General features: G+C 73.8%; 26 protein-coding genes. 10 read left to right on the forward strand and 16 right to left on the reverse strand.

All coding sequences use genetic code 11. The annotated features are described in order from the left end of the window. Positions 1-14 precede the first annotated feature (14 nt). From ACYVAP_RS04235 to ACYVAP_RS04250, 4 genes are all read right to left on the reverse strand, one after another. Positions 15-1,886, reverse strand: coding sequence for a carbohydrate-binding module family 20 domain-containing protein (locus tag ACYVAP_RS04235; RefSeq protein WP_498859683.1), 1,872 nt, complete (start codon positions 1,884-1,886; stop codon positions 15-17). Between the two features lie 508 nt (positions 1,887-2,394). After that, entirely contained in the window at positions 2,395-2,886 is a 492-nt protein-coding gene (locus ACYVAP_RS04240; RefSeq protein ID WP_498859684.1) for a DoxX family protein, read from the reverse strand. 102 nt (positions 2,887-2,988) lie between these two features. After that, positions 2,989-3,819 (reverse strand): methyltransferase domain-containing protein, encoded by an 831-nt coding sequence (locus tag ACYVAP_RS04245; RefSeq protein WP_498859685.1) that lies wholly within the window; start codon positions 3,817-3,819, stop codon positions 2,989-2,991. A gap of 61 nt (positions 3,820-3,880) precedes the next feature. Continuing rightward, the gene (locus ACYVAP_RS04250; RefSeq protein ID WP_498859686.1) at positions 3,881-4,936 is read right to left on the reverse strand and encodes an FUSC family protein; all 1,056 of its coding nucleotides are present in this window, start codon (positions 4,934-4,936) and stop codon (positions 3,881-3,883) included. Positions 4,937-5,152: 216 nt separating this feature from the next. On the opposite strand from ACYVAP_RS04250, the gene ACYVAP_RS04255 reads away from it, so the two are divergent. The 4 genes from ACYVAP_RS04255 (at position 5,153) to ACYVAP_RS04270 (ending at position 8,732) form a co-directional block, all read left to right on the forward strand. Beyond that, positions 5,153-6,634, forward strand: coding sequence for a purine-cytosine permease family protein (locus tag ACYVAP_RS04255; RefSeq protein WP_498859687.1), 1,482 nt, complete (start codon positions 5,153-5,155; stop codon positions 6,632-6,634). Continuing rightward, on the forward strand, positions 6,631-7,206 hold the full coding sequence (locus ACYVAP_RS04260; RefSeq protein ID WP_264450955.1) for a cysteine hydrolase family protein: 576 nt from the start codon (positions 6,631-6,633) through the stop codon (positions 7,204-7,206). The genes ACYVAP_RS04255 and ACYVAP_RS04260 overlap by 4 nt, the downstream gene beginning before the upstream one ends. An 88-nt stretch (positions 7,207-7,294) precedes the next feature. Further along, a complete protein-coding gene (locus ACYVAP_RS04265; protein ID WP_498859688.1) occupies positions 7,295-7,858 on the forward strand; it encodes a DUF488 domain-containing protein in 564 nt (187 codons plus the stop codon). Positions 7,859-7,922: 64 nt separating this feature from the next. Continuing rightward, the gene (locus ACYVAP_RS04270) at positions 7,923-8,732 is read left to right on the forward strand and encodes an SDR family oxidoreductase (protein ID WP_498859689.1); all 810 of its coding nucleotides are present in this window, start codon (positions 7,923-7,925) and stop codon (positions 8,730-8,732) included. A 108-nt stretch (positions 8,733-8,840) separates the two neighbouring features. On the opposite strand, the gene ACYVAP_RS04275 is transcribed toward ACYVAP_RS04270, so the two are convergent. Beyond that, a complete protein-coding gene (locus tag ACYVAP_RS04275; protein WP_498859690.1) occupies positions 8,841-9,839 on the reverse strand; it encodes a TerC family protein in 999 nt (332 codons plus the stop codon). A 231-nt stretch (positions 9,840-10,070) separates the two neighbouring features. Here ACYVAP_RS04275 and ACYVAP_RS04280 point away from each other — a divergent pair, with 231 nt between their 5' ends. Then, the gene (locus ACYVAP_RS04280; RefSeq protein WP_498859691.1) at positions 10,071-11,210 is read left to right on the forward strand and encodes a phosphotransferase family protein; all 1,140 of its coding nucleotides are present in this window, start codon (positions 10,071-10,073) and stop codon (positions 11,208-11,210) included. A gap of 19 nt (positions 11,211-11,229) precedes the next feature. Beyond that, entirely contained in the window at positions 11,230-12,036 is an 807-nt protein-coding gene (locus ACYVAP_RS04285; RefSeq protein WP_498859692.1) for a fructosamine kinase family protein, read from the forward strand. Positions 12,037-12,200: 164 nt separating this feature from the next. Here the strand turns inward: ACYVAP_RS04285 and ACYVAP_RS04290 are convergent, their stop codons facing one another. Continuing rightward, on the reverse strand, positions 12,201-13,556 hold the full coding sequence (locus ACYVAP_RS04290) for a CoA transferase (RefSeq protein WP_498859693.1): 1,356 nt from the start codon (positions 13,554-13,556) through the stop codon (positions 12,201-12,203). A 57-nt stretch (positions 13,557-13,613) separates the two neighbouring features. On the opposite strand from ACYVAP_RS04290, the gene ACYVAP_RS04295 reads away from it, so the two are divergent. Further along, the gene (locus tag ACYVAP_RS04295; protein WP_264450949.1) at positions 13,614-14,054 is read left to right on the forward strand and encodes a pyrimidine dimer DNA glycosylase/endonuclease V; all 441 of its coding nucleotides are present in this window, start codon (positions 13,614-13,616) and stop codon (positions 14,052-14,054) included. Positions 14,055-14,165: 111 nt separating this feature from the next. Here ACYVAP_RS04295 and ACYVAP_RS04300 read toward each other — a convergent pair whose 3' ends face one another. After that, positions 14,166-14,864 (reverse strand): ArsR/SmtB family transcription factor, encoded by a 699-nt coding sequence (locus ACYVAP_RS04300; protein ID WP_498859694.1) that lies wholly within the window; start codon positions 14,862-14,864, stop codon positions 14,166-14,168. Positions 14,865-14,928: 64 nt separating this feature from the next. Between ACYVAP_RS04300 and ACYVAP_RS04305 the strand changes: the two genes are divergently transcribed. Then, positions 14,929-15,519: a flavin reductase family protein gene (locus ACYVAP_RS04305; RefSeq protein WP_498859695.1), complete on the forward strand. Its 591-nt coding sequence runs from the start codon at positions 14,929-14,931 to the stop codon at positions 15,517-15,519. Between the two features lie 23 nt (positions 15,520-15,542). Here ACYVAP_RS04305 and ACYVAP_RS04310 read toward each other — a convergent pair whose 3' ends face one another. Next, positions 15,543-15,827: a helix-turn-helix transcriptional regulator gene (locus ACYVAP_RS04310; RefSeq protein ID WP_498859696.1), complete on the reverse strand. Its 285-nt coding sequence runs from the start codon at positions 15,825-15,827 to the stop codon at positions 15,543-15,545. 64 nt (positions 15,828-15,891) lie between these two features. Here ACYVAP_RS04310 and map point away from each other — a divergent pair, with 64 nt between their 5' ends. Next, positions 15,892-16,674: a type I methionyl aminopeptidase gene (gene map / locus ACYVAP_RS04315; RefSeq protein ID WP_264450946.1), complete on the forward strand. Its 783-nt coding sequence runs from the start codon at positions 15,892-15,894 to the stop codon at positions 16,672-16,674. Positions 16,675-16,684: 10 nt separating this feature from the next. On the opposite strand, the gene ACYVAP_RS04320 is transcribed toward map, so the two are convergent. After that, entirely contained in the window at positions 16,685-18,079 is a 1,395-nt protein-coding gene (locus ACYVAP_RS04320) for a hypothetical protein (protein ID WP_498859697.1), read from the reverse strand. A 429-nt stretch (positions 18,080-18,508) separates the two neighbouring features. Further along, positions 18,509-19,852 carry a glutamate dehydrogenase gene (gene gdhA, locus ACYVAP_RS04325; protein ID WP_498859853.1) on the reverse strand — a complete coding sequence of 448 codons (1,344 nt, stop codon included), beginning with the start codon at positions 19,850-19,852 and terminating at the stop codon, positions 18,509-18,511. A 224-nt stretch (positions 19,853-20,076) separates the two neighbouring features. Between gdhA and ACYVAP_RS04330 the strand changes: the two genes are divergently transcribed. Then, on the forward strand, positions 20,077-21,354 hold the full coding sequence (locus ACYVAP_RS04330) for an MFS transporter (protein ID WP_498859698.1): 1,278 nt from the start codon (positions 20,077-20,079) through the stop codon (positions 21,352-21,354). Here ACYVAP_RS04330 and ACYVAP_RS04335 read toward each other — a convergent pair. The 6 genes from ACYVAP_RS04335 to ACYVAP_RS04360 all read right to left on the reverse strand — a co-directional run bounded on the left by ACYVAP_RS04335 (position 21,338) and on the right by ACYVAP_RS04360 (position 25,130). Next, positions 21,338-21,919, reverse strand: coding sequence for a TetR/AcrR family transcriptional regulator (locus ACYVAP_RS04335; RefSeq protein WP_498859699.1), 582 nt, complete (start codon positions 21,917-21,919; stop codon positions 21,338-21,340). The two genes, ACYVAP_RS04330 and ACYVAP_RS04335, sit on opposite strands and share 17 nt — an antisense overlap. Before the next feature lie 63 nt (positions 21,920-21,982). Continuing rightward, complete coding sequence (locus tag ACYVAP_RS04340) at positions 21,983-22,537, reverse strand: macro domain-containing protein (RefSeq protein WP_498859700.1); 555 nt, start codon at positions 22,535-22,537, stop codon at positions 21,983-21,985. Positions 22,538-22,571: 34 nt separating this feature from the next. Continuing rightward, entirely contained in the window at positions 22,572-23,495 is a 924-nt protein-coding gene (locus ACYVAP_RS04345; protein WP_264450941.1) for an NADP-dependent oxidoreductase, read from the reverse strand. A gap of 80 nt (positions 23,496-23,575) precedes the next feature. Further along, complete coding sequence (locus ACYVAP_RS04350) at positions 23,576-23,785, reverse strand: helix-turn-helix transcriptional regulator (RefSeq protein WP_498859701.1); 210 nt, start codon at positions 23,783-23,785, stop codon at positions 23,576-23,578. Positions 23,786-23,795: 10 nt separating this feature from the next. Then, positions 23,796-24,191 carry a hypothetical protein gene (locus tag ACYVAP_RS04355; protein ID WP_498859702.1) on the reverse strand — a complete coding sequence of 132 codons (396 nt, stop codon included), beginning with the start codon at positions 24,189-24,191 and terminating at the stop codon, positions 23,796-23,798. 219 nt (positions 24,192-24,410) lie between these two features. Further along, positions 24,411-25,130, reverse strand: coding sequence for a glycerophosphodiester phosphodiesterase (locus ACYVAP_RS04360; protein WP_498859703.1), 720 nt, complete (start codon positions 25,128-25,130; stop codon positions 24,411-24,413). Positions 25,131-25,164: the final 34 nt, after the last annotated feature.

Genomic DNA, 25,164 nt, shown 5'->3' on the forward strand with positions numbered 1-25,164 from the left:
CCCCGGTCAGGGTGCTACTTCCAGGTGTCGGAGAGGCTGAGCTTCCCGTCGGCGCCGACGGTCGCCGTACGGTTCGCGCCCGACTCCCAGACGGCGGCGCCCGAGGCGTCGACCTTCACGTACTTGTACTCGAAGCTCGTGCCGGCAGGGAGGTCCACGGAGCCGGTCCAGGCGGGGTAGCCGGCCGGGTCGAGGGCCACGCCGGAGGCGGGCTTCCAGCTGCCGAGCGCCGGCACGGAGCCGACGATCCTCACGTCCTGGCCCCAGGTGGTGGTGGCCTGGACGCTCACGGAGACCTTGCCGGCGACGGGCTCGGTGCCCGGGTCCGGGGTGGTGCCGTCGGAGGTCTTCCCCACGTGCAGGGCGAGCGCCCCGTAGGCGGGGAGGGTCGCCGAGAAGGTGCCGTCGGCCGCGACCGTGATCGTCTCGGAGCAGTCGCTCGAGGCGACGACGTCGCAGTACGTGCCCGCGGGGAGCGAGCTCGTGTAGGTGCGGGTGGTCGCGGAGCCGGTGTTGTTCATCGCGACGAAGCCCTTGTCACCACGGCCGTAGGCGATCTGGTTGGCGCCGTCGTCCCACCAGTTCGTGACCTCGGTGCCGGCGACCGCGTTGTGGAAGCCGACCATGCCCTGGATCTCGGTCCAGCGCTGGGTGCAGGTCCAGGCGTCGGAGTCGCAGTTCGCGTCCGGCACGGAGGTGGCGGTCGCACCGGGGGCGCCGGCGTCCTTGTCGGTGAAGGTGTAGCCCGAGTACACCGACGGGGAGCCGTAGGGGTAGGAGAGCATGAAGGTGTTGGCCAGGACGTACTTCGCGCCCCAGGTCGCGTTCATGGTCTCGCCGTTGCGCTCGGTGTCGTGGTTGTCGACGAACACCCCGGCCTGGTCGGAGGGGAGCTTGCCGGCGGCGATGTTCTGCAGGTTCGCGATCGAGCCGTCGAAGTCGGACTTCAGCTGGCGCGCATAGTCGAACTCGTGCACGTCACCGGTGCCCACGTACTCGGACTCCTGGACGGGCTCGCCCGAGGCGCCGATGACCTCCTGCACCCAGTAGGCGTCGGGGTCGGAGAGCTTGGCCTTGATGGCGGAGAGGTCGCTCGCGGGGATGTGCTTCGCGGCGTCGATGCGGAAGCCCGCGACGCCGAGGGAGAGCAGGTCGTTCATGTACCCGGCGAGGGTGTCCTGCACGTGGGTCGAGTTCGTGCGCAGGTCCTGCAGGGACACGAGGCGGCAGTTCTGCACCTGGTAGCGGTCCTGGTAGTTCGTGATGTTGGTGCGGCAGTCGTTGAAGTCCTCGGCGCCGTAGATACCGGGGAAGGAGTCGATGCCGTAGGAGCTGCCGGCGGTGCCGGTGCCGGAGCCGCCGTCGGCCCCGGTGGTGTGGTTGATGACGGCGTCCGCGATGACCTCGACGCCGGCGCTGTTGCAGGACTCGACCATGGCGGCGAACTCGGCGCGGCTGCCGAGCTTGCCCTCGATCTTGTAGCTCACGGGCTGGTAGGACGTCCACCAGGCGGTGCCCTGGATCGTCTCCTGCGGCGGGGAGACCTGCACGTAGCCGAAGCCGGCGGGCCCGATGGTGCTCTCGCACTCGGCGGCCACGGAGTCCCAGGTCCACTGGAAGAGGTTGAGGATGACGTCGCCGCGGCCGTTGGGCGAGGTCGCGCCGCCGCTCGGGATCGGGGGCGCGGCCTGGGCGGGCGGCGCCGCGGCCGGGGAGCCGGCGAGGGCGAGCAGGGCGGCGAGCGCGAGGGCCGCGAGCAGGCGGGCGAGCGCGCGAGGCCCTGGGAGGGTGCGCGCCCCGGGGAGGGCTGCGGCCGATGCCGTGGCAGGCGCCGATGCGGGTGTCGAGGCCCGGGGGATGCGGGGTCTGGGGACGGGGTGCTGCATGGGTTCTCTCCTTGTCGTCGACGACGCCCACCGTCGGGCTCGTCATCCGGCGGCGTCGCCGGGAGGGGTGCAAGAACTTGCAGGATCTGGCCAGATCTTGCCGTGGAGAGTACAGGCTTCGTTCAGTCCCGTCGAGAGCTGGACCACATTTCGACAAGAGCTCGACATGTCCGCAGGTCAGATAGTGACGGGCGAGCAATGGCAGCAACGCCGGGCGACCGCAAGTTCTTGCAGTACTTCGGCGTTCTCCGGCAAAACGCCCGCCGTCTCCCTGTCCGTTTGCGCGCCTGCGTTCCACGAACGGAACCACAGCGCGCAAACGGACATGGGGTGAGGAGGGCCGAGCCAGGCCGGCGAGACCGGCCCGGGTGGCCCCGCCCCACAACGCAAGATGCCCGATTGCGCGCCGGGGTTCCACGAACGGAACCACAGCGCGCAATCGGACATGCAACGGGGGTACGCCGGGCCCAGGCCCAGGCCCAGGCCCAGGCCCAGGCCCAGGCGAGGATCAGGCGGCGGGGGCCTGCTTCTCGAGGCTGCGCTCGAGCTTCGCGGCGCGCTTCTCCGCCTGCTTGGCGGCCTTCTTCGCCTCGCGGGCGCCGGAGCCGGTGCCGAGGATCAGGGCGATCGCGATCGCGGCCATCCAGGAGTCCTTGGCGAGCGGGGTGCCGGCCTGGGTGGGGCGCACGCCGTCGGCCTCGGTCATCTCCGGGGTGCGGAAGTACATCGACAGCATCGAGCCGGAGAAGCCGGCGAGCGCGAGGCCCGCGACCTTCGTGGGGACGAAGGGCAGCAGCAGGGAGGAGCCGACGGCGATCTCACCGATCGCGACGAGGCGGCCGAACTGCTTCGGGGAGAGCTTCTCCACCACAGGGATGCCGTGGACGGCCATCGACTGGAGGTAGCCGGCGGTCTGCTCGTCCATGCCGAGCTTCCCGATGCCGGAGTTGAGGATGAAGGCACCGGGGACGGCGCGCAGGACGGCGGAGCTGAGGTTCATGAGGGATCCTCCCGATGGACGTCGTGGTCGCGCCCAGAATAGGACGTCCGGCTCGGCGACGGGATCACTCGCCCTCCGTGGACCCATCGCCCCCCGCGCCCCTCAGGCGGTCGCGACGATCTCGCCGTGGAGGAGCACGAACCAGGCGTCCTCCGAATCAGCCCAGTCGCGGAACGCGGCGGCCACGTCCTCGCGCGCGGCGGCGTCGGCCCGGCCCTCCCGCTCGAGCTGCGCGGCGAGGGGATCGCTCGTGATGCGACCGGACCAGGTGCGGGCCCACGCCTCGCGCGCCTCCGGGGTCGCGTGCAGCCAGGTGGAGGCACCGGGCGTGACCTGCGTGAACCCGGCCTCGTGTGCCCAGGCGAGCAGGCGGCGACCGGCGTCCGGGGTGCCCCCGTTGGCGCGCGCCACGTCGAGGTAGAGGCGCAGCCAGCGGTCCAGGCGCGGGTCCTCGGGGAACCAGCGGAAGCCTTCGTAGTCGCTGTCCCGCACGGCGACCAGACCACCGGGTCGGGTCACGCGGCGCGCCTCGGCGAGCGCGGCGACGGGGCGGGGCAGGTGCTGGAGCACCTGGTGGGCGTGGACGACGTCGAACGCGTCGTCCGCGAAGGGCAGCGCCTGCGCGTCGCCCACGACCACCTTCACCTCGGGCAGGCCCTGCGCACGGAGCTCGGCGCGGGTGATCGCCGCGGACTCCTCCCCCACCTCGAGGGCGGTGACGTTCGCGGGGCCGACGATCCGGGCGAGATCCGCGGTGATGGTGCCCGCGCCGGAGCCGACGTCGAGCAGCCGCTGCCCGGGGCGCAGGTGCGGGAGCAGGTGACCGGCGGAGTTCGCTGCGGTGCGGGCGCGGTGGCTGTCGAGCACCGCCTCCCCGTAGCCGTGGGTGTAGGCAGGGCCTGCCGGGGTGGCGGGGGCGTCGGCGGTAGTCATGGAGCCGCACGTTACGACTCCGGGCTCGACCCGGCGAGGGCGGACCAGGGGGCGGGCGGCCTCAGCCGACGACGGCCCGCCGCTCGCGGCGCCGCTCGAGCGCGCGCCGCCCGAGGATCATCACGAGGCCCACGGCGACGCCGATCGCCGTCTCGAGCACGCGCGCCCGCAGCATCGGCCCCGCGGGCTGGGGATGGCCGAGCTGCACCATGAGCAGGGCGAGCGGGGTGATGAACAGCAGCGCCATCGCGTAGTTGCGCAGCACGTACAGCTCGGCGAGGAACTGCAGCAGCACGACCCACACGACGAGCTGCCAGGGCTCCGCGGGGAAGGAGAGCAGGAAGGCGGTGGTGACGATGCCGAGTGTCGTGCCGACCACACGCTGCAGGCCACGCTCCACCTGGGCGGAGTAGCCGAGCGGGGCGAGCGGTGCGACGGCCGCGACCTGCGCCCAGTAGGGGAAGGGCAGCCCGGAGAGCACGCCCAGCAGCCCGGCCCCGAGCGCGGCGATCGTGTAGCGGAGGAACTCGGCGGTGCGCTCGGAGCGGGTGGCGCGGAGGTGGTCGGTGGAGAGGACGACGCCCGGGTGCCGCTCCCCCGCCCAGTGGCCCAGCAGGCCGAGGCCCACGCACAGCGCCGCGCAGCACGCGGCGACGAGGGCCGCGACCCAGACCGGGGCGGCCGGCGGGGCGGAGGCCACCGCGGCGACCGCGAAGACGGGGAAGATCGCGCCGCCCGGCTTGAGGCCGCGGGAGCTGACGACGACGGCGGAGCCGCCCGCCACGAGCGCGGTGACGACGACGATCGCGATCTTCCCGGTCATGCCGGGTGCCGCCGTCGTGAGCTGCGCGAGCAGCGCGCCGATCGTCACGCACAGGACGAGCATCGCCCCGGCCTGCGACTGCCGGCGGAACCGGTCGCGGGTGGGCTCGTAGCGCGAGTAGATGCCGGTGAAGGCCCCGAAGCCGGCGAACATCGCCCATCCCAGGTGCCCCGTGAGCAGCAGCGTCGCCAGCGGGATCGCGAGGCCCAGGGAGATCCGGGCGGCCGGGATGTGGTCGTACCGCGGCGGGGCGAGGCTGACGAGGCGGTGCAGGCGGGACGGGGACGAGGACACACGGCTCCTGGGAAGGACGGGAGGGCCGACGGGGGCCCGTCGGCGGGGAGAGGGAGGGTGCGGCCCAGGGGCCACGACCTTCCGAGGGTATGCCCGAGCGGACCTGCGCCGCCATGACGCAGGGAACCCCCGTCGGCGCTGTGACGTGGGAGACTTCCGCCAGCGCCCCGCCCGGGCGCCCTCCCCCTTCGGATCTCCTCTTCCTCGGAGCGGACCATGACGACCCCCTCTCCCACCCCCGGCCTCATCGAGACCACCGGCATCGAGATCATCGCCGAGTCGGAGCGCACCGCCCGCCCGCGCGACCTCGTGTGGCCGTGGTTCGCCGCGAACATCTCCGTGTTCGGCATGAGCTACGGCTCGTACCTGCTGGGCTTCGGCATCAGCTTCTGGCAGGCGAGCGTCGTCGCAGTGATCGGCATCGTCATCAGCTTCGCGCTGTGCGGGCTCGTCGCGATCGCCGGGAAGCGGGGCAGCGCGCCGACGATGGTGCTGTCCCGGGCCGCGTTCGGCGTGCACGGGCAGAAGCTGCCGGGCATCATCTCGTGGCTCACGTCGATCGGCTGGGAGACCTCGCTCGCGATCTCCGCGGTGCTCGCGACGGCGACCGTGTTCAGCACGCTGGGCGTCGCCTCGGGTCGCGCGGTCACGGTCATCGCCGCGATCCTCATCGCGGCGCTGATCGTCACGGCGAGCGTGCTCGGCTATCACACGATCATGCGCCTGCAGTCGGTGCTGACCTGGGCGACCGGGATTATGACGATCCTGTTCATGGTGCTCACGGTGCCGCACATCGACTGGCAGGCCGTCGCCTCGATGCCCTCGGGGCCGCCGCAGGCGATGATCGGCGCGCTGGTGATGGTGATGACGGGGTTCGGCCTGGGCTGGATCAACATCGCGGCGGACTGGTCCCGATACCAGCGGCGCACCGCCTCGGACGCCTCGATCGTCCTGTGGAACACGGTGGGCGGCGCGGCGGCGCCCGTCGTGCTCGTGGTGTTCGGCCTGCTGCTCGCGGGCTCCGACCAGACCCTCTCCGAGGCGATCTCCGGGGACCCGATCGGCGCGCTCGTCTCGATCCTGCCGCTGTGGGCGCTGATCCCCTTCTGGATCGTCGCCGTGCTGACCCTCGTCTCCGGCGCGGTGCTCGGCATCTACTCCTCGGGTCTGACCCTGCTGAGCCTCGGCATCCGCATCCCCCGCCCGGCGGCCGCAGCGGTGGACGGCGTGATCCTCACCGTCGGCACGATCTGGGTGGCGTTCTTCGCGACGAGCTTCATCGGCCCCTTCCAGAGCTTCCTCGTCACGCTCGGCGTGCCGATCGCCGGCTGGGCGGGCATCCTCATCGCGGACGTCCTCACCCGCCGCCGCGACTACGACGAGCAGGCCCTGTTCGACCCGCGCGGCCGCTACGGCGCCGTGGACTGGACGAGCATCGTCACCCTGGTCGTGGTCTCGGTGCTCGGCTGGGGCCTCGTCGTGAACTCCTATGCGGCCGACGCCCCCTGGAACAACTGGCAGGGCTACCTCCTGGAGCCGCTGGGCCTGGGCACCTACGTCGACGATCCCGCTGGTCCGCACTGGGAGGGGAACTGGGCGTCCGCGAACGTGGGCGTGCTGCTCGCGCTCGTGCTCGGCTTCCTGGTGACGCTCGTGGCGCGGCGCGGCCGGATCCGCCGGCAGGAGGCGACCGCATGAGCGCCGCGGAGCCCGCGACCGACCGGGAGCCGTGGCTGCTGGTCGTGGACGCGCAGCGGATCTTCGCCGACCCCGCCTCGGACTGGGCGTCCCCCTTCTGGGAGGGGGCGTGGGAGCGGATCCGCGAGCTCGCCGCCGCGGTGGGGCCGGAGCGGACCCTGCTCACCCGCTGGCTGCCCACCGCGGACCGCTCGACCGCCTGGGGCGACTACTTCGCGGCCTGGCCCTTCGCCGACGTCCCCGCGACCGATCCGCTCTACGCGCTGGTGGACGGCGCCGCGGAGCTCTCCGCGCACCCCACGATCGACGAGCCGAGCTTCGGCAAGTGGGGGCCGCAGCTCGCCGGCGTGGTCGGCCACGCCCCGCAGCTGCTGGTCACCGGGGTCTCCACGGACTGCTGCGTCATCACGACGGTGCTCGCCGCGGCCGACGCCGGGGCGCACGTCACCGTGGTCGCCGATGCCTGTGCGGCCTCCGCCGCGGAGAACGCCACGGCCGCCCTGCACACCATGAGCCTGTTCCCGCCGCAGGTGGACCTGCGCAGCACCGCCGAGGTGCTCGCGGGTCCCTGAGCGCCGCGGACCCTTCTCCCCGACTGAGAGGAACGACGATGACGAAGCACGAACCGGTCCAGGCGGTCGCTCTGGACGGCCCGCGGGCGTGACCGCGGAGGTGCCCTCTCCCGCGCTGCTCACCGTCGGTCATGGTCGACTGGAGTCGGAGGAGCTCGCCGATCTGCTGACGGGCGCGGGCATCCGGCAGCTGGTGGACGTGCGCCGCTTCCCGGGGTCCCGGACGAACGACGCCGCCGCCCGCGGCAAGGTCGAGGAGATCTGCCGCGGCGCCGGTATCGACTACCGCTGGGACGAGCGCCTGGGCGGGCGGCGACGGCTCACGTCGAAGGAGGACGCCGCCACCCGGGACCCCTGGTGGCGGGTCGCCCAGTTCCGCGCCTACGCCGCCTGGACCCGCAGCGAGGAGTTCCGGGCCGGGATCACGGAGCTGCGGGCCGACGTGGCGCGCGAGCGCACCGCGGTGATGTGCTCGGAGGCGGTCTGGTGGCGCTGCCATCGTCGCCTCATCGCCGACGTGATGCTGCTCGAGCACGGGGTCGAGGTGCTGGACCTGATGCACTCGGGCCAGCAGCGGCCGCACGAGCCGGGCGCCGGCGCCCGGCTCGACGAGGACGGCCACGTGGTCTGGGACCGGACCGACGAGGGCTGACCCGGCGCGGCCTGCCCGGGAAAAGACCTGGCCACGGGCCGCTGCCTGGACCTACCGTCGGCCCATGATGTCCCCCGCCGGCTTCCCCGTCTCCCCCGCCCCGCCCCGCGCCGCCCTGCTCACCGGGGTGGGTCGACGCCGCGGCATCGGCGCCGCCCTGGCCCGCGGCCTCGCTGCCGACGGCTTCGCCCTGGCCCTGTCCTCCCTGGACGCCTACGACCGCCGGGTGAACGGCGAGCCCTCCGACGTCACCGACCTCGCCGAGGAGCTCCGCGCGGAGGGCACGGAGGTGGTGCTGCTGGACGGCGACCTCGCGGATCCCGCGGTGCCGCCGCGCCTCGTGGCCGAGGCCCATGAGCAGTTGGGGCCGCTCGGCGCGCTCGTCATGGCGCACTGCGAGTCCGTGGACTCCTCGATCCTGGACACGACCGTCGAGAGCTTCGACCGCCACTACGCGGTGAACGTGCGCGCCAGCTGGCTGCTCATGAAGGCCTTCGCCGAGCAGGTCCCGCTGCGCGAGGAGGGCGCGCCGGCGGCCGACGGCGGCGCCGTCATCGCGCTCACGAGCGACCACACCACGCACAACCTGCCCTACGGCGCCACGAAGGGGGCACTGGACCGCCTGGTGCTCGCGGGCACCCATGAGCTCGCCGATCGCGGCATCCGCACGAACGTCGTGAACCCGGGCCCGATCGACACCGGCTGGATGACGGACGAGGTGCGGGACGCCGGCGCCGCGCAGACCCCGGGCGGGGAGCTCGGTGGGCCGGGCACGGTCGCGGACCTGGTGCGCTTCCTGCTCTCCGAGCGGGGCCGGTGGATCCGTGGGCAGCTGCTGCTGTCCAACGGGGGCTTCACGACGCCCGCCGTCTGAGCACGGTCGACGCCGGCACCCCCACCCGGGGACGGACGCCCGAGGGGCCGGCCGGCTGTCGCGCCGGCCGGCCCCTCGGGTCAGCAGTGGGTGGTCCGCACCCGCTGGTCAGTGCTGCGTGATCTCCGCGTCCTGGTCGGAGCCGGAGCTCCTGGGCGGGAACAGCAGCGAGGCGGCGACCGCACCGGCCATCGACACGACGATCACCGTGAGCGAGAGCCAGATCGGCACCTCGGGGATCTTCTCGAGGACCTCGAAGCCGGGGATGAAGTGCAGCGGCGCCTCGTGGATCGCGTGGATCAGCAGCTTCACGCCGATGAAGCCGAGGATGATCGCGATGCCGTAGTGCAGGTACGCGAGGCGCTCCATGAGGCCGCCCAGCAGGAAGTACAGCTGGCGCAGGCCCATGAGCGCGAAGAGGTTCGCGGTGAACACGAGGAACGGATTCCGGGTCACGGCGAAGATCGCGGGGATCGAGTCGAGCGCGAACATGACGTCGGTCAGGCCGATCGTGATGAAGACCATCAGCATCGGGGTGAGCATCGTCTTGCCGTTCACCCGGGTGCGGAGCTTGTTGCCGTCGTACTCCTGCGCGACGGGGAACAGCTTGCGCACCCCGCGCATGATGAAGGACTCGCCGTCGTCCTCGCCCTCCTCCTGGGTCTGCTTCCACGCGGTCCACAGCAGGAACAGGCCGAAGAGGTAGAAGACGCCCACGAAGTGCTCGATGATCACGGAGCCCGCGAGGATGAACAGGGCGCGCGCGACGAGGGAGATGATGATGCCCACCATCAGCACTTCCTGCTGATACTTCTTGGGCACCGCGAACTTCGTCATGATGACGATGAAGACGAAGAGGTTGTCGACGCTCAGCGAGTACTCGAGCAGCCAGCCGGTGACGAACTCCGAGGCGGGCGCCATGCCCCCCACGAGGTACAGGACGACGGCGAAGACGAGCGCGAGGCCGACGTAGAAGCCGATCCATCCCGCGCATTCCTTGAGCGACGGCACGTGCGGCCGCTTGATGACCAGCAGGAGATCTGCCAGGAGGAGGACGACGAGGACGGCGAGAGCCGCGATCTCGAAGCCGAGGTGCAGCTCACCCACGGGAGCTCCTTCGAGGTTGGGGACGTGCGACCGGTCCGGGCACCGCCACGGGGCCCGGTCGGGATCGTTCCAGGGTATCGCGAACCCCATCGGCGGCCCCCGGGTGAGGGGCGTCGGCTCGGTCACCGCGGCCGAGCGGGGCGCGGCGGTCCCCGGCACGCCGCCGACCACGGCGTAGAATGCCCTGACCAGCGATGAAGGGGTCCGTCAGACTCCGAACGAGGAGGCCGCGTGGCGGAGGAACAGCTCGACGAGGACCTGCCCGCTGCCGCCCGCCCGGAGACCGGCGAGCGGATCCTCGAGGCCTGGCGCCACGGGACCCTCGTCCTCCCGCTGCGGGACGCCACCTCGCCGGTGCGGCTCCCCGGCCTGCACAAGTCCGTCCTCCCGGCCTCGCTCTCCGGTGCGGCCCGGGTGTCGCTGCTGGGCGTCGGCGAGCACTTCGCCGCCTGGCGCGTCGCCCCGCAGGAGAACGCCCCGCTGCTGGTGCGCGTCCCCCACGTCGACCCCGCGGAGCTGCCGCAGTCCCTCGCCCACGAGATCGCGGCCCTCACCCTCGCGCCTATCGAGGTGGGGCCCGAGCCGATCGCCTACGCCGACGACCCCGCCGCGAGCCCGCTCGGGGTCCCCTACGTCGTGACCAGCGAGGTGCCCGGCACGGCCGCCGCACCGGCCACCTGGACCGCGGCGCACCTCGCCGCGCACGCGGAGCTCCTCGCCCGCCTGCACACGGTCGCCGCACCGGGCCGCGGCCCGGTCTCCTTCGGCGCGGCCCCCTGGGACGCGGTCCCCACATCGACGCCGTCCCTGATCGCGGAGGTCGCCGGGGCCGTCGCCGACTGGCGCGAGCACGCGGCCGCGGTGATCGCGGAGCACGAGCTCGAGCCGTTCCTCGAGGCGACCCTCGCCCGGGTCGCCGGCGTCGAGGAGCAGATCGGCTCCCTCGACGCCTTCGCCCTCACCCACGGCGACCTGTGCGCCACGAACATCATGTGGCACGAGACGCCGGGGTCGGAGGTGCCGCGGGTCCAGTACATCGACTTCGAGTGGGCGCAGGCCGACGACCCCGCCCGTGACCTCGCGATCATCGGCGGCTCCGTGCACGCCGGCCCCTGGTACGTGCCGATGGACGAGGAGGCCGTCGCCGGGTTCGTCCACGTCTACCTCGAGGCGCGGAGGCGGCTGGGCTCCGTGCCCGACGCCATCGCGGACCTCCCCTCGCTGCGGGAGCGGATGCGCGCCTGGACCGCCTACGAGCGCACCGGCATGCTCGTCCACCTCGCCCGGCGCGCGAGGGGGAGGCGCTCGTACCGTCCGCTCGTGGAGCGGATGCGGCCGCTGCTGGCCGCGGAGCTGGGCCTGCCCGCCTGAGGCTCCTACGGTGGTGGGCATGGACGACGTCGACAGCTCCCCGTTCACCAAGTCCCGGCCCGGGGCGCCCACCGGCTTCTTCGCGGCGGAGGCCGCGGGGCTGCGCTGGCTCGCCGCCGCCCGCCAGGTCCCCGTCGTCGAGGTGCGCGCGGTGCGCGAGGACGGCCTGGACCTCGAGCGCCTCGAGGAGACCGGGGCGAGCGCCCGCGCGGCGCGCCGGCTCGGCGCCGATCTCGCCCGCCTGCACGACGCGGGCGCCGAGGCCTTCGGCTGGACACCCGCGGAGGGCGCCTGGTTCGGGCCGCTCGACGCGCCGTTCGCGGTCCCGGTGCGCCGCCACGACGCCTTCGCCCCGTTCTGGGCGGAGGACCGTCTCGCCCCGCTCGCGCAGAGGGCGGCGCCGCGGCTCGGCACCGAGGGGAGCGCGGAGGTGGAGGCGGCGATCGCCGTGATCCGCGACGGCGCCTTCGACGGGATCTCCGGGCAGGGCAGGGAGCGGCCGGCGCGGCTGCACGGGGACCTGTGGTCCGGCAACGTGCTCTGGACGGAGGGCGGCGCGGTGCTCATCGATCCGGCCGCGCACGGCGGCCATCGCCTCGAGGACCTCGCGATGCTCTCCCTGTTCGGCGCCCCGCACCTCGAGGAGATCCTCGCCGGGTACGAGGAGGCCCATCCGCTGCCCGGCGACTGGCGGGAGGACGTGCCCGCCCACCAGCTGTTCGGCCTGCTCGCCCATGTCGTGCTCTTCGGCGGCTCCTACACGGCGCCCACGCGGGTCGCGGCCCGCGCCGTGACCGCCCGCGCGGAGCGGCTCGAGCGCGGCTGAGCGACGTCGGGGGACGACGGCGCGGGGGTGGCGTCGAGCTCGGGCCCCGGCGGCGAGGGCGCCGGGACGCGCCGAAGGCCGGCTGGTGAGGGGCGGGACACCGTCACACCTGGCTCGGCGTCGTCTCCACCGCGGCGCGCATCGGCTGAGCCGGTGCCGTCCCGTCAGCGCCGCTCCTCCCACCGCGGCGCGTCCGTCCCGTAGCCGCTGATCGCCCCGGTCAGCGGGACCCCGTCGAGCAGGAGCGGGACGGGCACGGTCGAGACGAGGCCGTGCGGCGTCCCGAGCTCGACCACGGGGGCGAGGCCGACGGCGGCACCGTCACTCCCTGCGCCGCCGTCGGCCGCCTCTCGTGCGTCGCCCTCACCGGCGCCCGTGCTCGATGTCGTGCCGGTGGCTATGGCAGTGGCGGTGGCGAGCAGGGTGCGGGCGGCACCGAGCAGGCTCGCCCGCACCACGCCCGCGCGTCCGTCGGCGAGGAGGTCGAGGATCCCGGCGGCGAGGCGGAACCCGGTCGCATGGTCGAGGGCCTGCACGGGCAGCGCCCCGGGCCGGCCGTCCTCCCGTGCGCAGCGCACGGAGATCCCGGTCGCCGCCTGGACGATCGAGTCGAAGCCGGCGCGGTCGCCCCACGGCCCGTGCTCGCCCCAGGCGGAGAGCGCACCGATCACGAGGTGCGGATGCCGCGCGGCGAGGGCGGCCGGGTCCAGGCCCAGGTCGGCGAGGGCTCCGGGCCGGTATCCGAGCACGACGACGTCCGCCCCGGCCAGCAGCTCCTCGAGCAGGTCACGGTGGGCACGAAGGTCCAGCAGGGCGGAGCGCTTCCCCATCCCGGCCGCGAGGAAGGCGTCGAGCTGCTCGGGACGGGAGGGCGGATCCAGGCGCAGCACGTCGGCCCCCAGGCAGCCGAGGAGCTGGGTCGCGACCGGGCCGGCGACGACCCGCGTCAGGTCGAGCACGCGCCGCCCCGCGAGCGGGAGACGCTCCCCCGTCGCGGCCGGGGCGCGCGCCCGCAGCCGCGGGTCACGGGCCGCTCCTGCGGCCCTCGTCGTCACCCACGGATCGCCGGCCGTCGCGCGGGCGTGCGGGTGGGCGCCCCACTCCTCCGCGGTGCGCACCACGGCGGCGATCCCACCCGCGCGGAGCACGCGCGCCGCCGCTTCCTCCGCCGGCAGACCGGCGACCGCCGCGGCGAGCTCCTCCGGGGTGCGCGCGCCGAGCGCGGCGGTGATCGCGGCGGCGTGATGGGGGTAGTTGCCGTGCAGGCGCAGCCAGCCGTCCCGGGCCGCGGCGAAGCCGGAGAGCGGCGCCCAGGGCTCCGCCGCGCGGCCGTCCACGCGGAGCCGGTCGATCGCGGAGAACGCCGCCTCGACGAGCGCCGGATGGCAGGTGAACTGCACGTCCGTGCCTTGCGCCCGCAGCAGCCGCTCGGTCGCGGCCCCGGCCTCGCGGACCGCGCCGAGCGCGAGCTCGGCGACGTCCAGAGGACCGGCCCAGGCCGGGATGCGCGCGGTGCCCATGCCCGGATCGTGCCATCACGGGGACGGTCGCGCATCCGAGCGTGCTTGAATCGGTGGATGCGCCTGTGGAGCCTGCACCCGTCCCTGCTGGATCGCGCCGCCCTCGTCGCCGGATGGCGAGAGGCGCTGCTCGCCCAGAAGGTGCTCGCGGGCGGCACCCGCGGCTACACCCGGCACCCGCAGCTCCGGCGCTTCCAGGCCCACCCCGCCCCGCTCGAGGCGATCGGAGGCTTCCTCACGGGCCTGCAGGAGGAGGCGACGACGCGCGGCTACCGCTTCGACCTCACCCGCGTGTTGCACCCGGCCCCGCCGGCCTCGCTCCCGCCGATCGAGGTGACCGCCGGGCAGCTGGCCTACGAGCTCGAGCACTTGCGGGTGAAGTGCGAGCGCCGCTCCCCCGAGCACCTCGCGCTCCTCCCCGCCCCGGGGGACCCGGTGCCCGCGCATCCGCTGCTGCGGGCCGTGCCGGGGGACGTGGAGGACTGGGAGGTCCGCTGAACGGCCTGCTCAGGAGGCGAGGCGCGTGCCGTCCGTCTCGGCGTCGACCGTCGGCCCGCTGATCTGCGTCCAGACCTCGTCGCCCGTCCGCCGTGTCGCGGCGAGTCGCCGTCAGCGCACGCCGAGCTCGGCCCAGAGCGGGTGATCGGACTCGACGGCGAGGGCGCGCGGCGTGCTGCGCCTCCGCAGCGCGCCCTCCCCCACCAGGTGATCGAGCAGCGACTCGGCCGCGGGACCCGCGATGTGGTCCGTCCGCTCGGTCCAGTCGAGGCACGGGCGGATCGGGGCCCCGCGCCGCCGCGTCCCCGGATCGAGCGCGTGCTCCTCCCACCAGCGTCGACCGGCCTCGGTGAGCTCCCACCCGGCGCCCACGAGGCCTCTCCGCCGAAGGCCCTCCGCGAGCTCGACGCCGCGACGGCCGGCCAGGTGGCGATAGCAGGTGCGGGCCTCGCGCAGAGCCGCATCCGCCCGCTGGGCGCGGAGAGAGGGAGCGGCCGGTCGCACGAGCCCGCGGGCGGCGGCGAGCGCGGCGAGGCCCTCCACAGCGAGCGCGACCTCGGGATCCTCGATCCTGACGTAGCGATGCCGGCCCTGGCGACGCTCCACGACGAGTCCCGCGGAGAGCAGCCGGTCCAGATGCCCGCTCGCGGTGGGGCGGGCCACCCTCGCCACCGCCGCGAGCTCCCCGGCCGTCCACGCGCGGCCGTCGAGCAGCGCGAGGAGCATCGTCGCGCGGGAGTCATCGGCCATCGCCCGGGCGAGTTCGGCCAGGGCAGGGGCCGAGGTGGAGTCCGGCGCGTCGGATGGCATGCGTCGATCCTCGCACCGGGACACGTCGGCGACCACCGAACCGTCGTGCGCCCACCATCGGGGCATGCACCTCCACATCGAACCCAGCGTCCTGTACTTCGGCACCCCCGTCGCCCTGATCACGACCCTCGATGACGACGGCGGCACCAACATCACCCCGATCTCCTCCGCGTGGGCGCTGGGTCGCACGTACGTGCTCGGCATCGGCGACGACTCCCACGGCCTCGCGAACCTCCGGCGCGACCCGGGCATCGTCATCAACCTGCCCGAGGCGTCCCTCGCGCACCGGGTCGAGGCCATCGCGGCGACCACGGGCGCCGCGGCCCTCTCCCCGCACAAGGTCGGGGCCTATCGCACCGAGAAGGACAAGTGGGGCCTCGGGGGATTCACGCCGTCACCGGCGGAGCTGGTCGGACCGATGCGCATCGTCGAGTGCCCTGTCCAGATCGAGGCCCGGGTGGAGAGGATCGTGCCCTGCGACGACGACGCGAGCGCCGTGCATGCCCGCGTGCTGCGGATCCATGCCCGCGAGGACGTGGTCGTCCCGGGGACGCATCACGTGGACCTCCGCGCATGGCGGCCGCTGCTGTACACCTTCCGCCACTACTTCGCGCAGGGCGAGGAGGTCGCGCAGAGCTTCAGGGCCGAGTACTGACCGTGCCGACGCAACCGCGCGACTCAGGAGGCGAGGCGCGGGCCGTCCGCCGCGGCGTCGGCCGTCGGCCCGCTGATCTGCGCCCACACCTCGTCGAGCGAGAGGCCGAGCTCCGCCGCGATCGCGGCGATGGTCGGGAAGGACGGCGTGGCCACGCGGCCGGACTCGATCTTGCGGATCGTCTCCGGGGAGACACCGGCATCGAGGGCGACGCGGAGCAGGGGCCGCTCGCCGCGGGCACGGCGCAGCACGGCGCCGAGGCGCTCGCCGCGGGCGATCTCGTCAGGGGTGAGGGGGAGGCGGACCATGCACCGATAGTAATACCGGTATAGATTGGCCGGGATACTTATCCCACACCTCGGAAGGCACCCCGTGATCGAGATCCTCTCCCCCGCCGAGCTGGTGCGCGCCCGCGCCGCCGGCGCCCTCGTCGGGGACATCCTCGCCGAGCTCCGCGAGCTCGCCGCCCCCGGCGTGACCCTGCTGGACCTCGACGCCCGCGCCGCCCAGCTCATCGACGCCGCCGGCGCCGTCTCCTGCTACGTGGACTACGCGCCGTCCTTCGGCGACGGCCCCTTCGGCCACCACCTCTGCACCGCCGTGAACGACGCGGTCCTCCACGGCATGCCGCACGACACGACCCTCGCCGACGGCGACCTGCTCACCCTCGACCTCGCCCTCACGCTGCGCGGCATCTCAGCCGACGCCGCCGTGAGCCTCACCGTGGGCGGCGCCTCCCGCCCGCGCGACGCGGAGCTGATCGCGGTCACCGAGCGCGCCCTCGCCGCCGGCATCGACGCCGCCGTGCCGGGCGGGCGCCTGGGCGACGTCTCCGCCGCCATCGGCCACGTGCTCACCGGCGAGGGCCACCTGGTCAACACGGAGTTCGGCGGCCACGGGATCGGCAGCACGATGCACCAGGACCCGCACGTCCCCAACGACGGCCGGCCCGGGCGCGGCCTCCGCCTGCGCCCGGGCCTGCTGCTCGCCCTCGAGCCGTGGGTCATGGACGGCACCGATCAGCTCGTCACCGATGCCGACGGCTGGACGCTGCGCAGCGCGAACGGCGGCCGCGCCGCGCACACCGAGCACACGATCGCGATCACCGAGGACGGCCCCGAGATCCTGACCCTGCCGAGCTCGACCGGGTGCTGAGCCCCGCGGCTCAGGCCTCGCCGCCGTCGGATGCCTCGTGGTCGTGGTCGTGGTCGTGGTCGTCGTGGTCGGCGTCCTCACCCTCGTGGCCATGTCCCTCGTGGCTCTCGCCGCCCACCTCGTACTCGCCCGACGCGGTGCCGGTGACGACCTGGATCTCGTTCGGGACGACGGGCAGGTCGAGCTCGCGGTAGACCTCGCCGGAGGCGACGTCGACCATCGTGAGCTTCTGCTGCGCGGGGTCCACGACGAAGGCGGTGCCGTCGGCCACGGAGAGCATCGGGCCGGGGGTCTGCCACTGCTCGGGCTCCTCCCACGGCTCGGCGACCTTCACCTCATGGAGGATCTTCCCGCTCTCGGGATCGAGGATGTTCAGCTCGCCGTCGCCGGTGAGGACGAGCGCCTCACCGTCGGGACCGCGGTCCAGGGAGCGGAACCAATAGGGCGATCCGAGGTCGACGGTCGCCATCGAGGCGTCGCGGGTGTCGATCAGCGCGACGGAGGTGGGGTGCTCGGTGCCGCCCTCGGGATCGGCCTCGACCTTGTTGTCGGCGAGGACGATCGGGCTCGCCCCGCTGCCCTTCTGGTTGCCGGAGCGCTGGTAGTCACCGTCGACGGCGACCTTGTGGAACTCGCCGCCGGAGTAGACGACCGGCCCGTTCTCGCAGCCGAAGGAGACGACGTCGGAGCCGTCCTCCGCCGGGGCGGCGGCGGCCTCGCCGTGCACGCCCGGGCAGTCGTCGGTCTGCGCGACGACCTTGCCGTCCGCATCGAGCGCCTGGATGGTGTGGCGCTCGTCCTCGGTGCCCTGCGTGACGAGCAGGCCGCCGTCCTCGAGCGGCACGGCGACGCCGTGGTGGGCGGCGTCGGTGGTGAGCTCGTCGACCACGCCGAGGTCGCCCTCGGCGAGGGAGGTCGGGTCGTAGACGGTGACCGCGCCGGTGCCGTCCGCGAAGAGCGCGGCCCGGTCCACGTGGGTGACGACGTGGCCCGGGGAGGGCGCGTCGAGGGTGATGCCGGTGAGCGCCGGGTCCTGCTCGTAGTAGTGGAAGTGGTCGCCGTGGGCCTTGGCCTCGAGTCCGGTGTCGTAGGCGGTGAAAGACTCCTCCGCGCTGACCATGACGTGGCGGCCGTCCCCGGCGGGGTTCAGGCGCACGTACCCGTTCAGCTCGGTCTCGTCGAGCACCTCGCCGTCGGTGGAGTCGAGGGTGGTCACGCCGCCGTCGTGGGCGAGCACGATCCGCGGGGTGAGGGCGCCGACCTCCGCGCGGTGGCGGTCCTCGGTCGCGGCGGCCGACGTCTCGCCGCCGCCGTCCGACCCCCCGGAGGCGGCGGGGTCCGCCTGGCCGCAGGCGGCGAGCGCGAGCAGGCCCACGCCCGCGAGCGCGGCGACTCGTCGTTTCATGACAATGGTTCTCATCAGCTGCATGCCAGGAAGCTATCAGCGAATGAGAATCTTTCCCACTTGAGGGCGTGTGTGCTGGGTCACCCGCCTACCGGCCGCACTCGCTGCCGCCGCCGCTGGCCCGCGCCCGTGCCCGATTGCGCACCTGAGTTCCACGAAGGGAACCCGAGCGCGCAATCGGACAGGACCACGCCCGCACGGCCCCCACTGCCGCAGCCGCAGCCGCAGGCCCGTGCCCGATCGCGCACCTGAGTTCCATGAACGGAACACCAGCGCGCCATCGGACAGCCCCGGATGCACCGCGCCCCGCCGGCCGCGGGAGGCGGCGGGCGGGGCGAGGGGACCCGGAGCGACGGCGCTGGTCAGCGCGCCCGGACGAAGGTGCTGGTCAGCGCGCCTGGAGGAACGGCCCGGGCGGAGTGGCGGGGCTCAGATCACGCCGAAGGCGATCATGGCGTCGGCGACCTTGCGGAAGCCGGCCACGTTCGCACCCACCGCGTAGTCGCCCGGGCGGCCGAACTCCTCGGCGGTCTCGAGGCAGGTGGTGTGGATGTCGCGCATGATCTGGGTCAGGCGCGCCTCGGTGTGCTCGAAGCTCCAGGCGTCGCGCGCGGCGTTCTGCTGCATCTCGAGCGCGGAGGTGGCGACACCGCCGGCGTTCGCGGCCTTGCCGGGGCCGAAGGCGACGCCCGCCTCGCGGAGCACCTCGACGGCGTCCGGCGTGCAGGGCATGTTCGCGCCCTCGGAGACGGCCTCGACACCGTTCTTGACGAGCGCACGCGCGGCGTCGGCGTCGAGCTCGTTCTGGGTGGCGCAGGGCAGGGCGATCGCGACGGGGACGTCCCAGACGCTGCCGCCGGCGACGAAGCGGGCCTTGCCGCCGCGACGCTCCGCGTAGTCGGCGATGCGGCCGCGCTCGACCTCCTTGATCTGCTTGAGCAGCTCGAGGTCGATGCCGTCCTCGTCCACGACGTAGCCGGAGGAGTCCGAGGCGGTGATCGCGGTGCCGCCCAGCTGGGCGATCTTCTCGATCGCGTAGATCGCGACGTTGCCGGAGCCGGAGACGGCGGCGCGGCGGCCCTCGACGGAGGTGCCGCGGGCCTTGAGCATCTCGTCCGCGAAGATCGCGGCGCCGTAGCCGGTGGCCTCCTTGCGCACGAGGGAGCCGCCCCAGTCGAGGCCCTTGCCGGTGAGCACGCCGGCCTCGTACTTGTTGGTGAGGCGCTTGTACTGGCCGAACAGGTAGCCGATCTCGCGGGCGCCCACGCCGATGTCCCCGGCGGGGACGTCGGTGTACTCGCCGATGTGGCGGTGCAGCTCGGTCATGAAGGACTGGCAGAAGCGCATGACCTCGCCGTCGCTGCGGCCGCGCGGGTCGAAGTCGGAGCCGCCCTTGCCGCCGCCGATGGGCAGGCCGGTGAGGGAGTTCTTGAAGATCTGCTCGAAGCCGAGGAACTTCACGATGCCGAGGTTGACGCTCGGGTGGAAGCGCAAGCCGCCCTTGTACGGGCCGAGCGCCGAGTTGTACTCGACGCGGAAGCCGCGGTTGATCTGCACCGAGCCCTGGTCGTCCACCCACGGGACGCGGAAGATCAGCTGGCGCTCGGGCTCGCAGAGGCGCGCGAGGATGCTGTGCTCGGCGTACTCCGGGTGGCGGCCCTGGATGACCTCGAGCGACTCGAACACCTCGCGCACGGCCTGATGGAACTCGGGCTCCCCCGGGTTGCGGCGGAGGACCTCGTCGTAGGTGTCCTTGAGCATCGAGTCGAGCATCGCGCGCCTTTCGTCGTCGTCCGTGGTGGGTGGTCGCAGGCGCGCGCGGGACCGCGCGGCGGTGCCCGCCACCGCGTCCACGCTACGGAGCGCGGCGCCCCGCGCCACCCCGTGTCCGCTCCTCGGACGCTTCTGAGACGCCCGCGGACGGAACGCGGCCATGTGACCGACGGACCTCCGACACCCCGTGCACACCCCATATCCGCTTGTGTACGATCGTACGCATGTCCGTCTCCTCCCCCGCCTCGCCGCCCTCGCCGCCGCGGGCGCCCGCCGCGCCGCTGCGCCGCGCCCGCGTCGCCGTCGCCGCGCTCTTCCTCACCAACGGCGCCCTGCTCGCGAACCTCCTCCCCCGCTACCCCGAGATCAAGGCCGCCCTGGGCCTCGCGAACTCGACCTACGGCCTCGCCCTCGCCGCCTTCCCCGCAGGTGCGATCCTCGCCGGGCTCGCCGCCGCCGGGCTGATCCGCCACCTCGGCTCCGCACGGCTCGCCGTGCTCGGCACCGCGCTCACCGCGCTCGGGCTGCTGCTCGCCGCGTGGGCGCCGAGCGCCGCCCTGCTGGGCCTCGCCCTGCTCGTCGCGGGCGGCTGCGACGCGATCACCGACGTCGCCCAGAACGCCCACGGCCTACGCGTCCAGAAGCGCTACGGCCGCACGATCATCAACTCCTTCCACGCCGTGTGGTCCGTGGGGGCGGTGATCGGCGGGAGCATGGCCGCCGCCGCGATCGCCCTGGGCATCCCCCTGCGCTGGCACCTGCTGGGCTCCGGGATCCTCTTCGCGATCGTCGCCCTCGTGGCGCTGCGCTTCGCGCTGCCCGGCCACGACGAGGAGGACCACCTCCCCGACCCCGCCGCGGGCGACGCCGCCGTCGGACCGGACGCCTCCACGGGCGGCCGCACCCGCGGCCGGCTCCCCCTCATGCTCGCCGCGCTCGTGCTCATCGCGATCGGCGGCACCCTCGTCGAGGACTCCGGCAACTCCTGGGCCACGCTCTACCTCTCGCGGGACCTCGGGGCGGCCTCCTCGATCGCCGCGATCGGCTACATCGCCCTCGTGGGTGCCCAGTTCGTGGGACGGCTCCTCGCGGACGGCCTCGTGGACCGCCTGGGCCAGCGGGCCGTTGCCCGGGGCGGCGGCGCGATCATCGCCCTCGGCATGGGCACGGCCCTCGCGGTGCCCACCGTGCCCGGCACGATCGCGGGCTTCGCCCTCGCGGGGCTGGGCAGCGCGAGCCTCGTGCCCGCCGCGATGCAGCAGGCGGACGACCTCCCCGGGCTGCGCCCCGGCACGGGCCTCACGGTCGTCTCGTGGCTCATGCGGCTCGGCTTCCTCGCCTCCCCGCCGCTCGTGGGCCTCGTCGCGGACTCCGCGGGGCTGCGCACGGGCCTGCTCGTCGTGCCGCTCGCGGGCCTGCTCGTCGTGCTCCTCGCGGGCGTGCTGCCCCCGCGCCGCGCCGCCCACCCGGAGCGCGAACGGGAGCTCAGCGCCGCCGGCTGAGGCGGGCGACGCCCTCCCGGGTGAGGTGCGGGAGCGGCTCCTCGAGGTGCAGGGCGCGGTGGATCGTGAGCCCCTCGTTCATCGCGTCCAGCAGCGAGGCGGTCTCGGGGTCCACGTGCGGCGCGAGGCAGGCGCGGGTGCGGGACATCCACCTGCTCGTGATCTCCCGGAACTCGGGGCGGCGCGCGGCGAGCGTGTACAGCTCGAGGGTGATGACGAGGTTGCGCTCGGTGTCGAAGACGTCCTCGTCGATGTTCGCCTCGAAGCCGGTGAGCGCCTCCTCGAGGGTCGTGGCCTCCGCGGTGCGGCGCTCGACCCGCTCCGCGGCCTGGTCGGCGAAGCGGGTGAACGCCTCGCGCAGCAGCTCGTCCATCCCGGTGAAGTGGTAGGTCATCGAGCCCAGCGGCACGTCGGCCGCGGCGGCGACCCGCCGGTGGGAGGTCCCCGCGACACCGTGCTCGGCGATCGTATCGAGGCACGCGTCGATGATGCGGTCGCGGCGCTCCGGGTCGTGGCGGCGGGTACGGGGCGCGCTCGGGGCGTCGGGGGCGTGGGCGTCGCTCATGCCCCCCGACCGTAGCGGGCCGCGCCATGGACCGGCGCGACCCGCCCCCGTCGGGAGGGTCCGTCAGACCTCCCCCGCGCCGTGCTCGGCGAGCGCTCGCTCGTAGACGGCGAGGGTCGCGTCGTCGACGAGCACGATCCGCAGCTCCGCGAACCCGCCGATCCGCGCGGCCTCCTGGCGGAGCGTGCGGGCGGCGATCCGCGCGGCGCGGGCCAGGGGGAAGCGGTACGCGCCCGTGGAGATCGACGGGAAGGCGAGCCGCGTGAGGCCGTGCTCGTGCGCGACCTCGAGCACGCGGCGATAGCAGGACGCGAGCTCGGCGTCCTTCCGGGCGCGCACTTCCTCGTCCCCTCCGGCCGCCCAGATCGGGCCGACGGTGTGGACGACGTGGGGCACGGGCAGGTCGTGGCCGCCGGTCAGCTTCGCGTCGCCGGTCGTGCAGCCACCCAGGGTGCGGCACTCGGCGAGCAGGCCAGGGCCGGCGGCGCGGTGGATCGCGCCGTCGACCCCGCCGCCGCCCAGCAGGGTGGAGTTCGCGGCGTTGACGATCGCGTCGACGTCCGCCTGCTCCGTCAGGTCCCCGCGGCGGGCGGTGAGCAGGGGCCGTGCGGTGTCCATGCCCGCAGGCTACGCGCCGTCGAGCGCCGGGACCTCAGCCGCCGATGCTCAGCGCGATCTTCCCGGCCGTGTGGCCCTCGATGCTGGCGCGGAAGGCGTCAGCCGCCTGCTCGAGGGGGAAGCGGCGGGCGACGTCGACGCGCAGGGTGCCGGCGTCGACGAGGGAGGCGAGGTGCTCGAGGTCCGCGGCGTCGGGCCGCACCCAGAAGTACTCGCCGCCCTCACCGGTCACGGCGGGGTCGGCGACGGAGCCGTGACGGCCGCCCTCGGCGAGCACGGCGAGGGTCTCCTGGAGCACGCCGCCCACGTAGTCGATGACCACGTCGACTCCCTCGGGGGCGAGGGCCCGGACCCGCTCGGCGAGGCCGTCGCCGTAGGTCACGGGCTCGGCGCCCAGGTCGCGCACGCGGTCGTGGTTGCGCTCGGAGGCGGTGCCGATGACGCGCGCTCCGAGGCCTGCGGCGATCTGCACGGCGAAGGAGCCGACGCCGCCGTTCGCGCCGTGGACGAGCACGGTGCTGCCCTCGGACACGCCGAGGCGGGTGAGGGTCTGGTACGCGGTGAGCCCGGCGAGCGGGAGGGAGGCGGCCTGCTCGAAGTCGAGGCCGGCGGGCTTGCGGGCGAGGGTGCGCACGGGGAGGGTCATCTTCTCGGCGAAGGAACCGGCCTGCACCCAGTCGCGTCGACCGTAGGCCATGACCTCGTCGCCCACCTGGAACTCAGGGACGTCCAGGCCGACCTCCTCGACCACGCCGGCCACGTCCCAGCCGGGGATCGCGGGGAAGGTGACGGTCATGAGCTGGTCGAGGTGGCCGCCCATGATCTTCCAGTCCACGGGGTTCACGCTCGCGGCCCGCACCGCGATGCGCACCTCGCCGGGGCCCACCTTCGGGTCCGGGAGCTCGGAGAGGGTCAGGACGTCGGGGTCGCCGTAGCTGCTGTAGGTGATCGCCTTCATGTGCCCGTGCAACGCCGCGCCCGGGATGGGGATTCCCGGGCGCGTGAACTGTGAGCGAGCAGACCCGCGAGGGGCGGGGCTCAGCCCTGCTCGCCCTCGGGGCCGGGGGTGAAGATCTGCTCGATCGGCGCACCGAGCACGGTGGAGATGCGGAAGGCGAGCGGGAGGGAGGGGTCGTAGCGTCCCTTCTCGATCGCGATGACCGTCTGCCGGGAGACCCCGAGGGCCTCGGCGAGCTCGGCCTGGGACCAGCGGCGGTCGGTGCGGCGGGCCTTGATGTCGTTGTCCATGACGGGCCCCTCAGCGGTGACGGATCGCGACGACGACGGTGCCGACGATCCAGCCGAGCATGAGCAGGGAGAAGGCGAGGATCCAGTTCAGGGCGGGCAGACCCAAGAATTGCAGGACGCCGACGGCGAGGATCAGCGGGGTGGCGAGGAGGAAGGCGAGCATGACCGCCTCGGCGACGCGGCGGCGCTGGTACTCGTCCCCGGAGCGGTACATGTCGATGTTCGCCCAGGCCATGAGCCCCACGCCCGGCAGGACGAGCAGCGCGGGGAGCCACAGCGGCACGCCGACGCCGGCGAGCACGCCGGGGAGGATGAGAGCGGCGAGGTACAACGCGACCCCGGCGAGGAAGCGGACGAGGAAGGTGCGGTTGGCCCGACGGCGGGCGGTGGGGGTCGAGGCGGTCATCGTGCTCACGTCCTTCGTTGATGTCTGGTGTGCTTGACACCTCAAAGGTACAGCCCCCTTGACATGGACGTCAAGGGTCCCTGACAGAAAAAGTCAACGAGACTTGACGTCCCTCATCGCCCCCGCCGGCCTGCAGGAGGTCATCGCCTCGCTGCTGCCACCCGAGTCCGAGTCCCCGGGCCGCGCCGTCTGATCCCGCGCGGGCGGGGCGATCCTCGCTCAGCGAGCGAGCTGCGAGCGCACCCAGGCCGGGTCGTCCGTGGTGATCGTGTCGACCTCGCAGGCGCGGGCGACGGCGAGCTGCGCGGGGGTGTTGATCGTCCACGGGTTCACCCGCAGCCCCGCCTCGTGGGCCGCACGGGTCGCCGCGAGGGACAGGCCGTCCACCGCGGGACCGATCCCGGCCGCTCCCAGCTCACCGGCCACGCGCAGCGCCTCCTCGTCGATCGCGCCGACGAGATAGGAGACGGGGACCTGGGGCACGCTGCGCCGGATCTCGGCGAGCGCCTCGGGGTGGAAGCTGATGACGGTCGAGGCGGCGGCCGGGGACCCCGCCGGAAGGGCCAGGAGCTGCTCGGCGACCGCGGCGGCGGCCGGAGCAGCTTTGACCTCGATGAACACGGGCACGGTGGTGAGGGCCAGCAGCTCCTCGAGGCTCGGCACCTTCTCCCCACCCCCGAGCAGGACCGTGTCGAGCTGCTCGCGGGTGAGGTCGGCGATCGCGCCGGTGCGCAGCGGGGAGTCCGCGGCGGAGGTGCGGTCGATGCTCTCGTCGTGCATGACGACCACGTGCCCGTCACGGCTCAGGTGCACGTCGCACTCGAGGGTCTGCGCGCCGTCCTCGAGCGCGCGACGGAACGCGGCGAGCGTGTTCTCCGGGGCGTGGGCGGCGGCGCCGCGATGGCCGACGACGAGCGGGACGGTGGCGGGGGCGGTCATGGTGCTCCTGTCGGAGTGGAATGGGGGTTCGGCC

The organism is Brachybacterium horti, from assembly GCF_054777615.1.

Coding starts and splice junctions, on each gene's coding strand:
- ACYVAP_RS04240 (WP_498859684.1), bottom strand. CDS start 2,886: ATGAACCTCAGCTCCGCCGTCCTGCGCGCCGTCCCCGGTGCCTTCATC.
- ACYVAP_RS04355 (WP_498859702.1), bottom strand. CDS start 24,191: ATGACCGCCTCGACCCCCACCGCCCGCCGTCGGGCCAACCGCACCTTC.
- ACYVAP_RS04310 (WP_498859696.1), bottom strand. CDS start 15,827: ATGGTCCGCCTCCCCCTCACCCCTGACGAGATCGCCCGCGGCGAGCGC.
- ACYVAP_RS04245 (WP_498859685.1), bottom strand. CDS start 3,819: ATGACTACCGCCGACGCCCCCGCCACCCCGGCAGGCCCTGCCTACACC.
- ACYVAP_RS04335 (WP_498859699.1), bottom strand. CDS start 21,919: ATGAGCGACGCCCACGCCCCCGACGCCCCGAGCGCGCCCCGTACCCGC.
- ACYVAP_RS04330 (WP_498859698.1), top strand. CDS start 20,077: ATGTCCGTCTCCTCCCCCGCCTCGCCGCCCTCGCCGCCGCGGGCGCCC.
- ACYVAP_RS04260 (WP_264450955.1), top strand. CDS start 6,631: ATGAGCGCCGCGGAGCCCGCGACCGACCGGGAGCCGTGGCTGCTGGTC.
- ACYVAP_RS04305 (WP_498859695.1), top strand. CDS start 14,929: ATGCACCTCCACATCGAACCCAGCGTCCTGTACTTCGGCACCCCCGTC.
- ACYVAP_RS04340 (WP_498859700.1), bottom strand. CDS start 22,537: ATGGACACCGCACGGCCCCTGCTCACCGCCCGCCGCGGGGACCTGACG.
- gdhA (WP_498859853.1), bottom strand. CDS start 19,852: ATGCTCGACTCGATGCTCAAGGACACCTACGACGAGGTCCTCCGCCGC.
- ACYVAP_RS04290 (WP_498859693.1), bottom strand. CDS start 13,556: ATGGGCACCGCGCGCATCCCGGCCTGGGCCGGTCCTCTGGACGTCGCC.
- ACYVAP_RS04270 (WP_498859689.1), top strand. CDS start 7,923: ATGATGTCCCCCGCCGGCTTCCCCGTCTCCCCCGCCCCGCCCCGCGCC.
- ACYVAP_RS04360 (WP_498859703.1), bottom strand. CDS start 25,130: ATGACCGCCCCCGCCACCGTCCCGCTCGTCGTCGGCCATCGCGGCGCC.
- ACYVAP_RS04300 (WP_498859694.1), bottom strand. CDS start 14,864: ATGCCATCCGACGCGCCGGACTCCACCTCGGCCCCTGCCCTGGCCGAA.
- ACYVAP_RS04285 (WP_498859692.1), top strand. CDS start 11,230: ATGGACGACGTCGACAGCTCCCCGTTCACCAAGTCCCGGCCCGGGGCG.
- ACYVAP_RS04235 (WP_498859683.1), bottom strand. CDS start 1,886: ATGCAGCACCCCGTCCCCAGACCCCGCATCCCCCGGGCCTCGACACCC.
- ACYVAP_RS04295 (WP_264450949.1), top strand. CDS start 13,614: ATGCGCCTGTGGAGCCTGCACCCGTCCCTGCTGGATCGCGCCGCCCTC.
- ACYVAP_RS04320 (WP_498859697.1), bottom strand. CDS start 18,079: ATGAAACGACGAGTCGCCGCGCTCGCGGGCGTGGGCCTGCTCGCGCTC.
- ACYVAP_RS04255 (WP_498859687.1), top strand. CDS start 5,153: ATGACGACCCCCTCTCCCACCCCCGGCCTCATCGAGACCACCGGCATC.
- ACYVAP_RS04345 (WP_264450941.1), bottom strand. CDS start 23,495: ATGAAGGCGATCACCTACAGCAGCTACGGCGACCCCGACGTCCTGACC.
- ACYVAP_RS04350 (WP_498859701.1), bottom strand. CDS start 23,785: ATGGACAACGACATCAAGGCCCGCCGCACCGACCGCCGCTGGTCCCAG.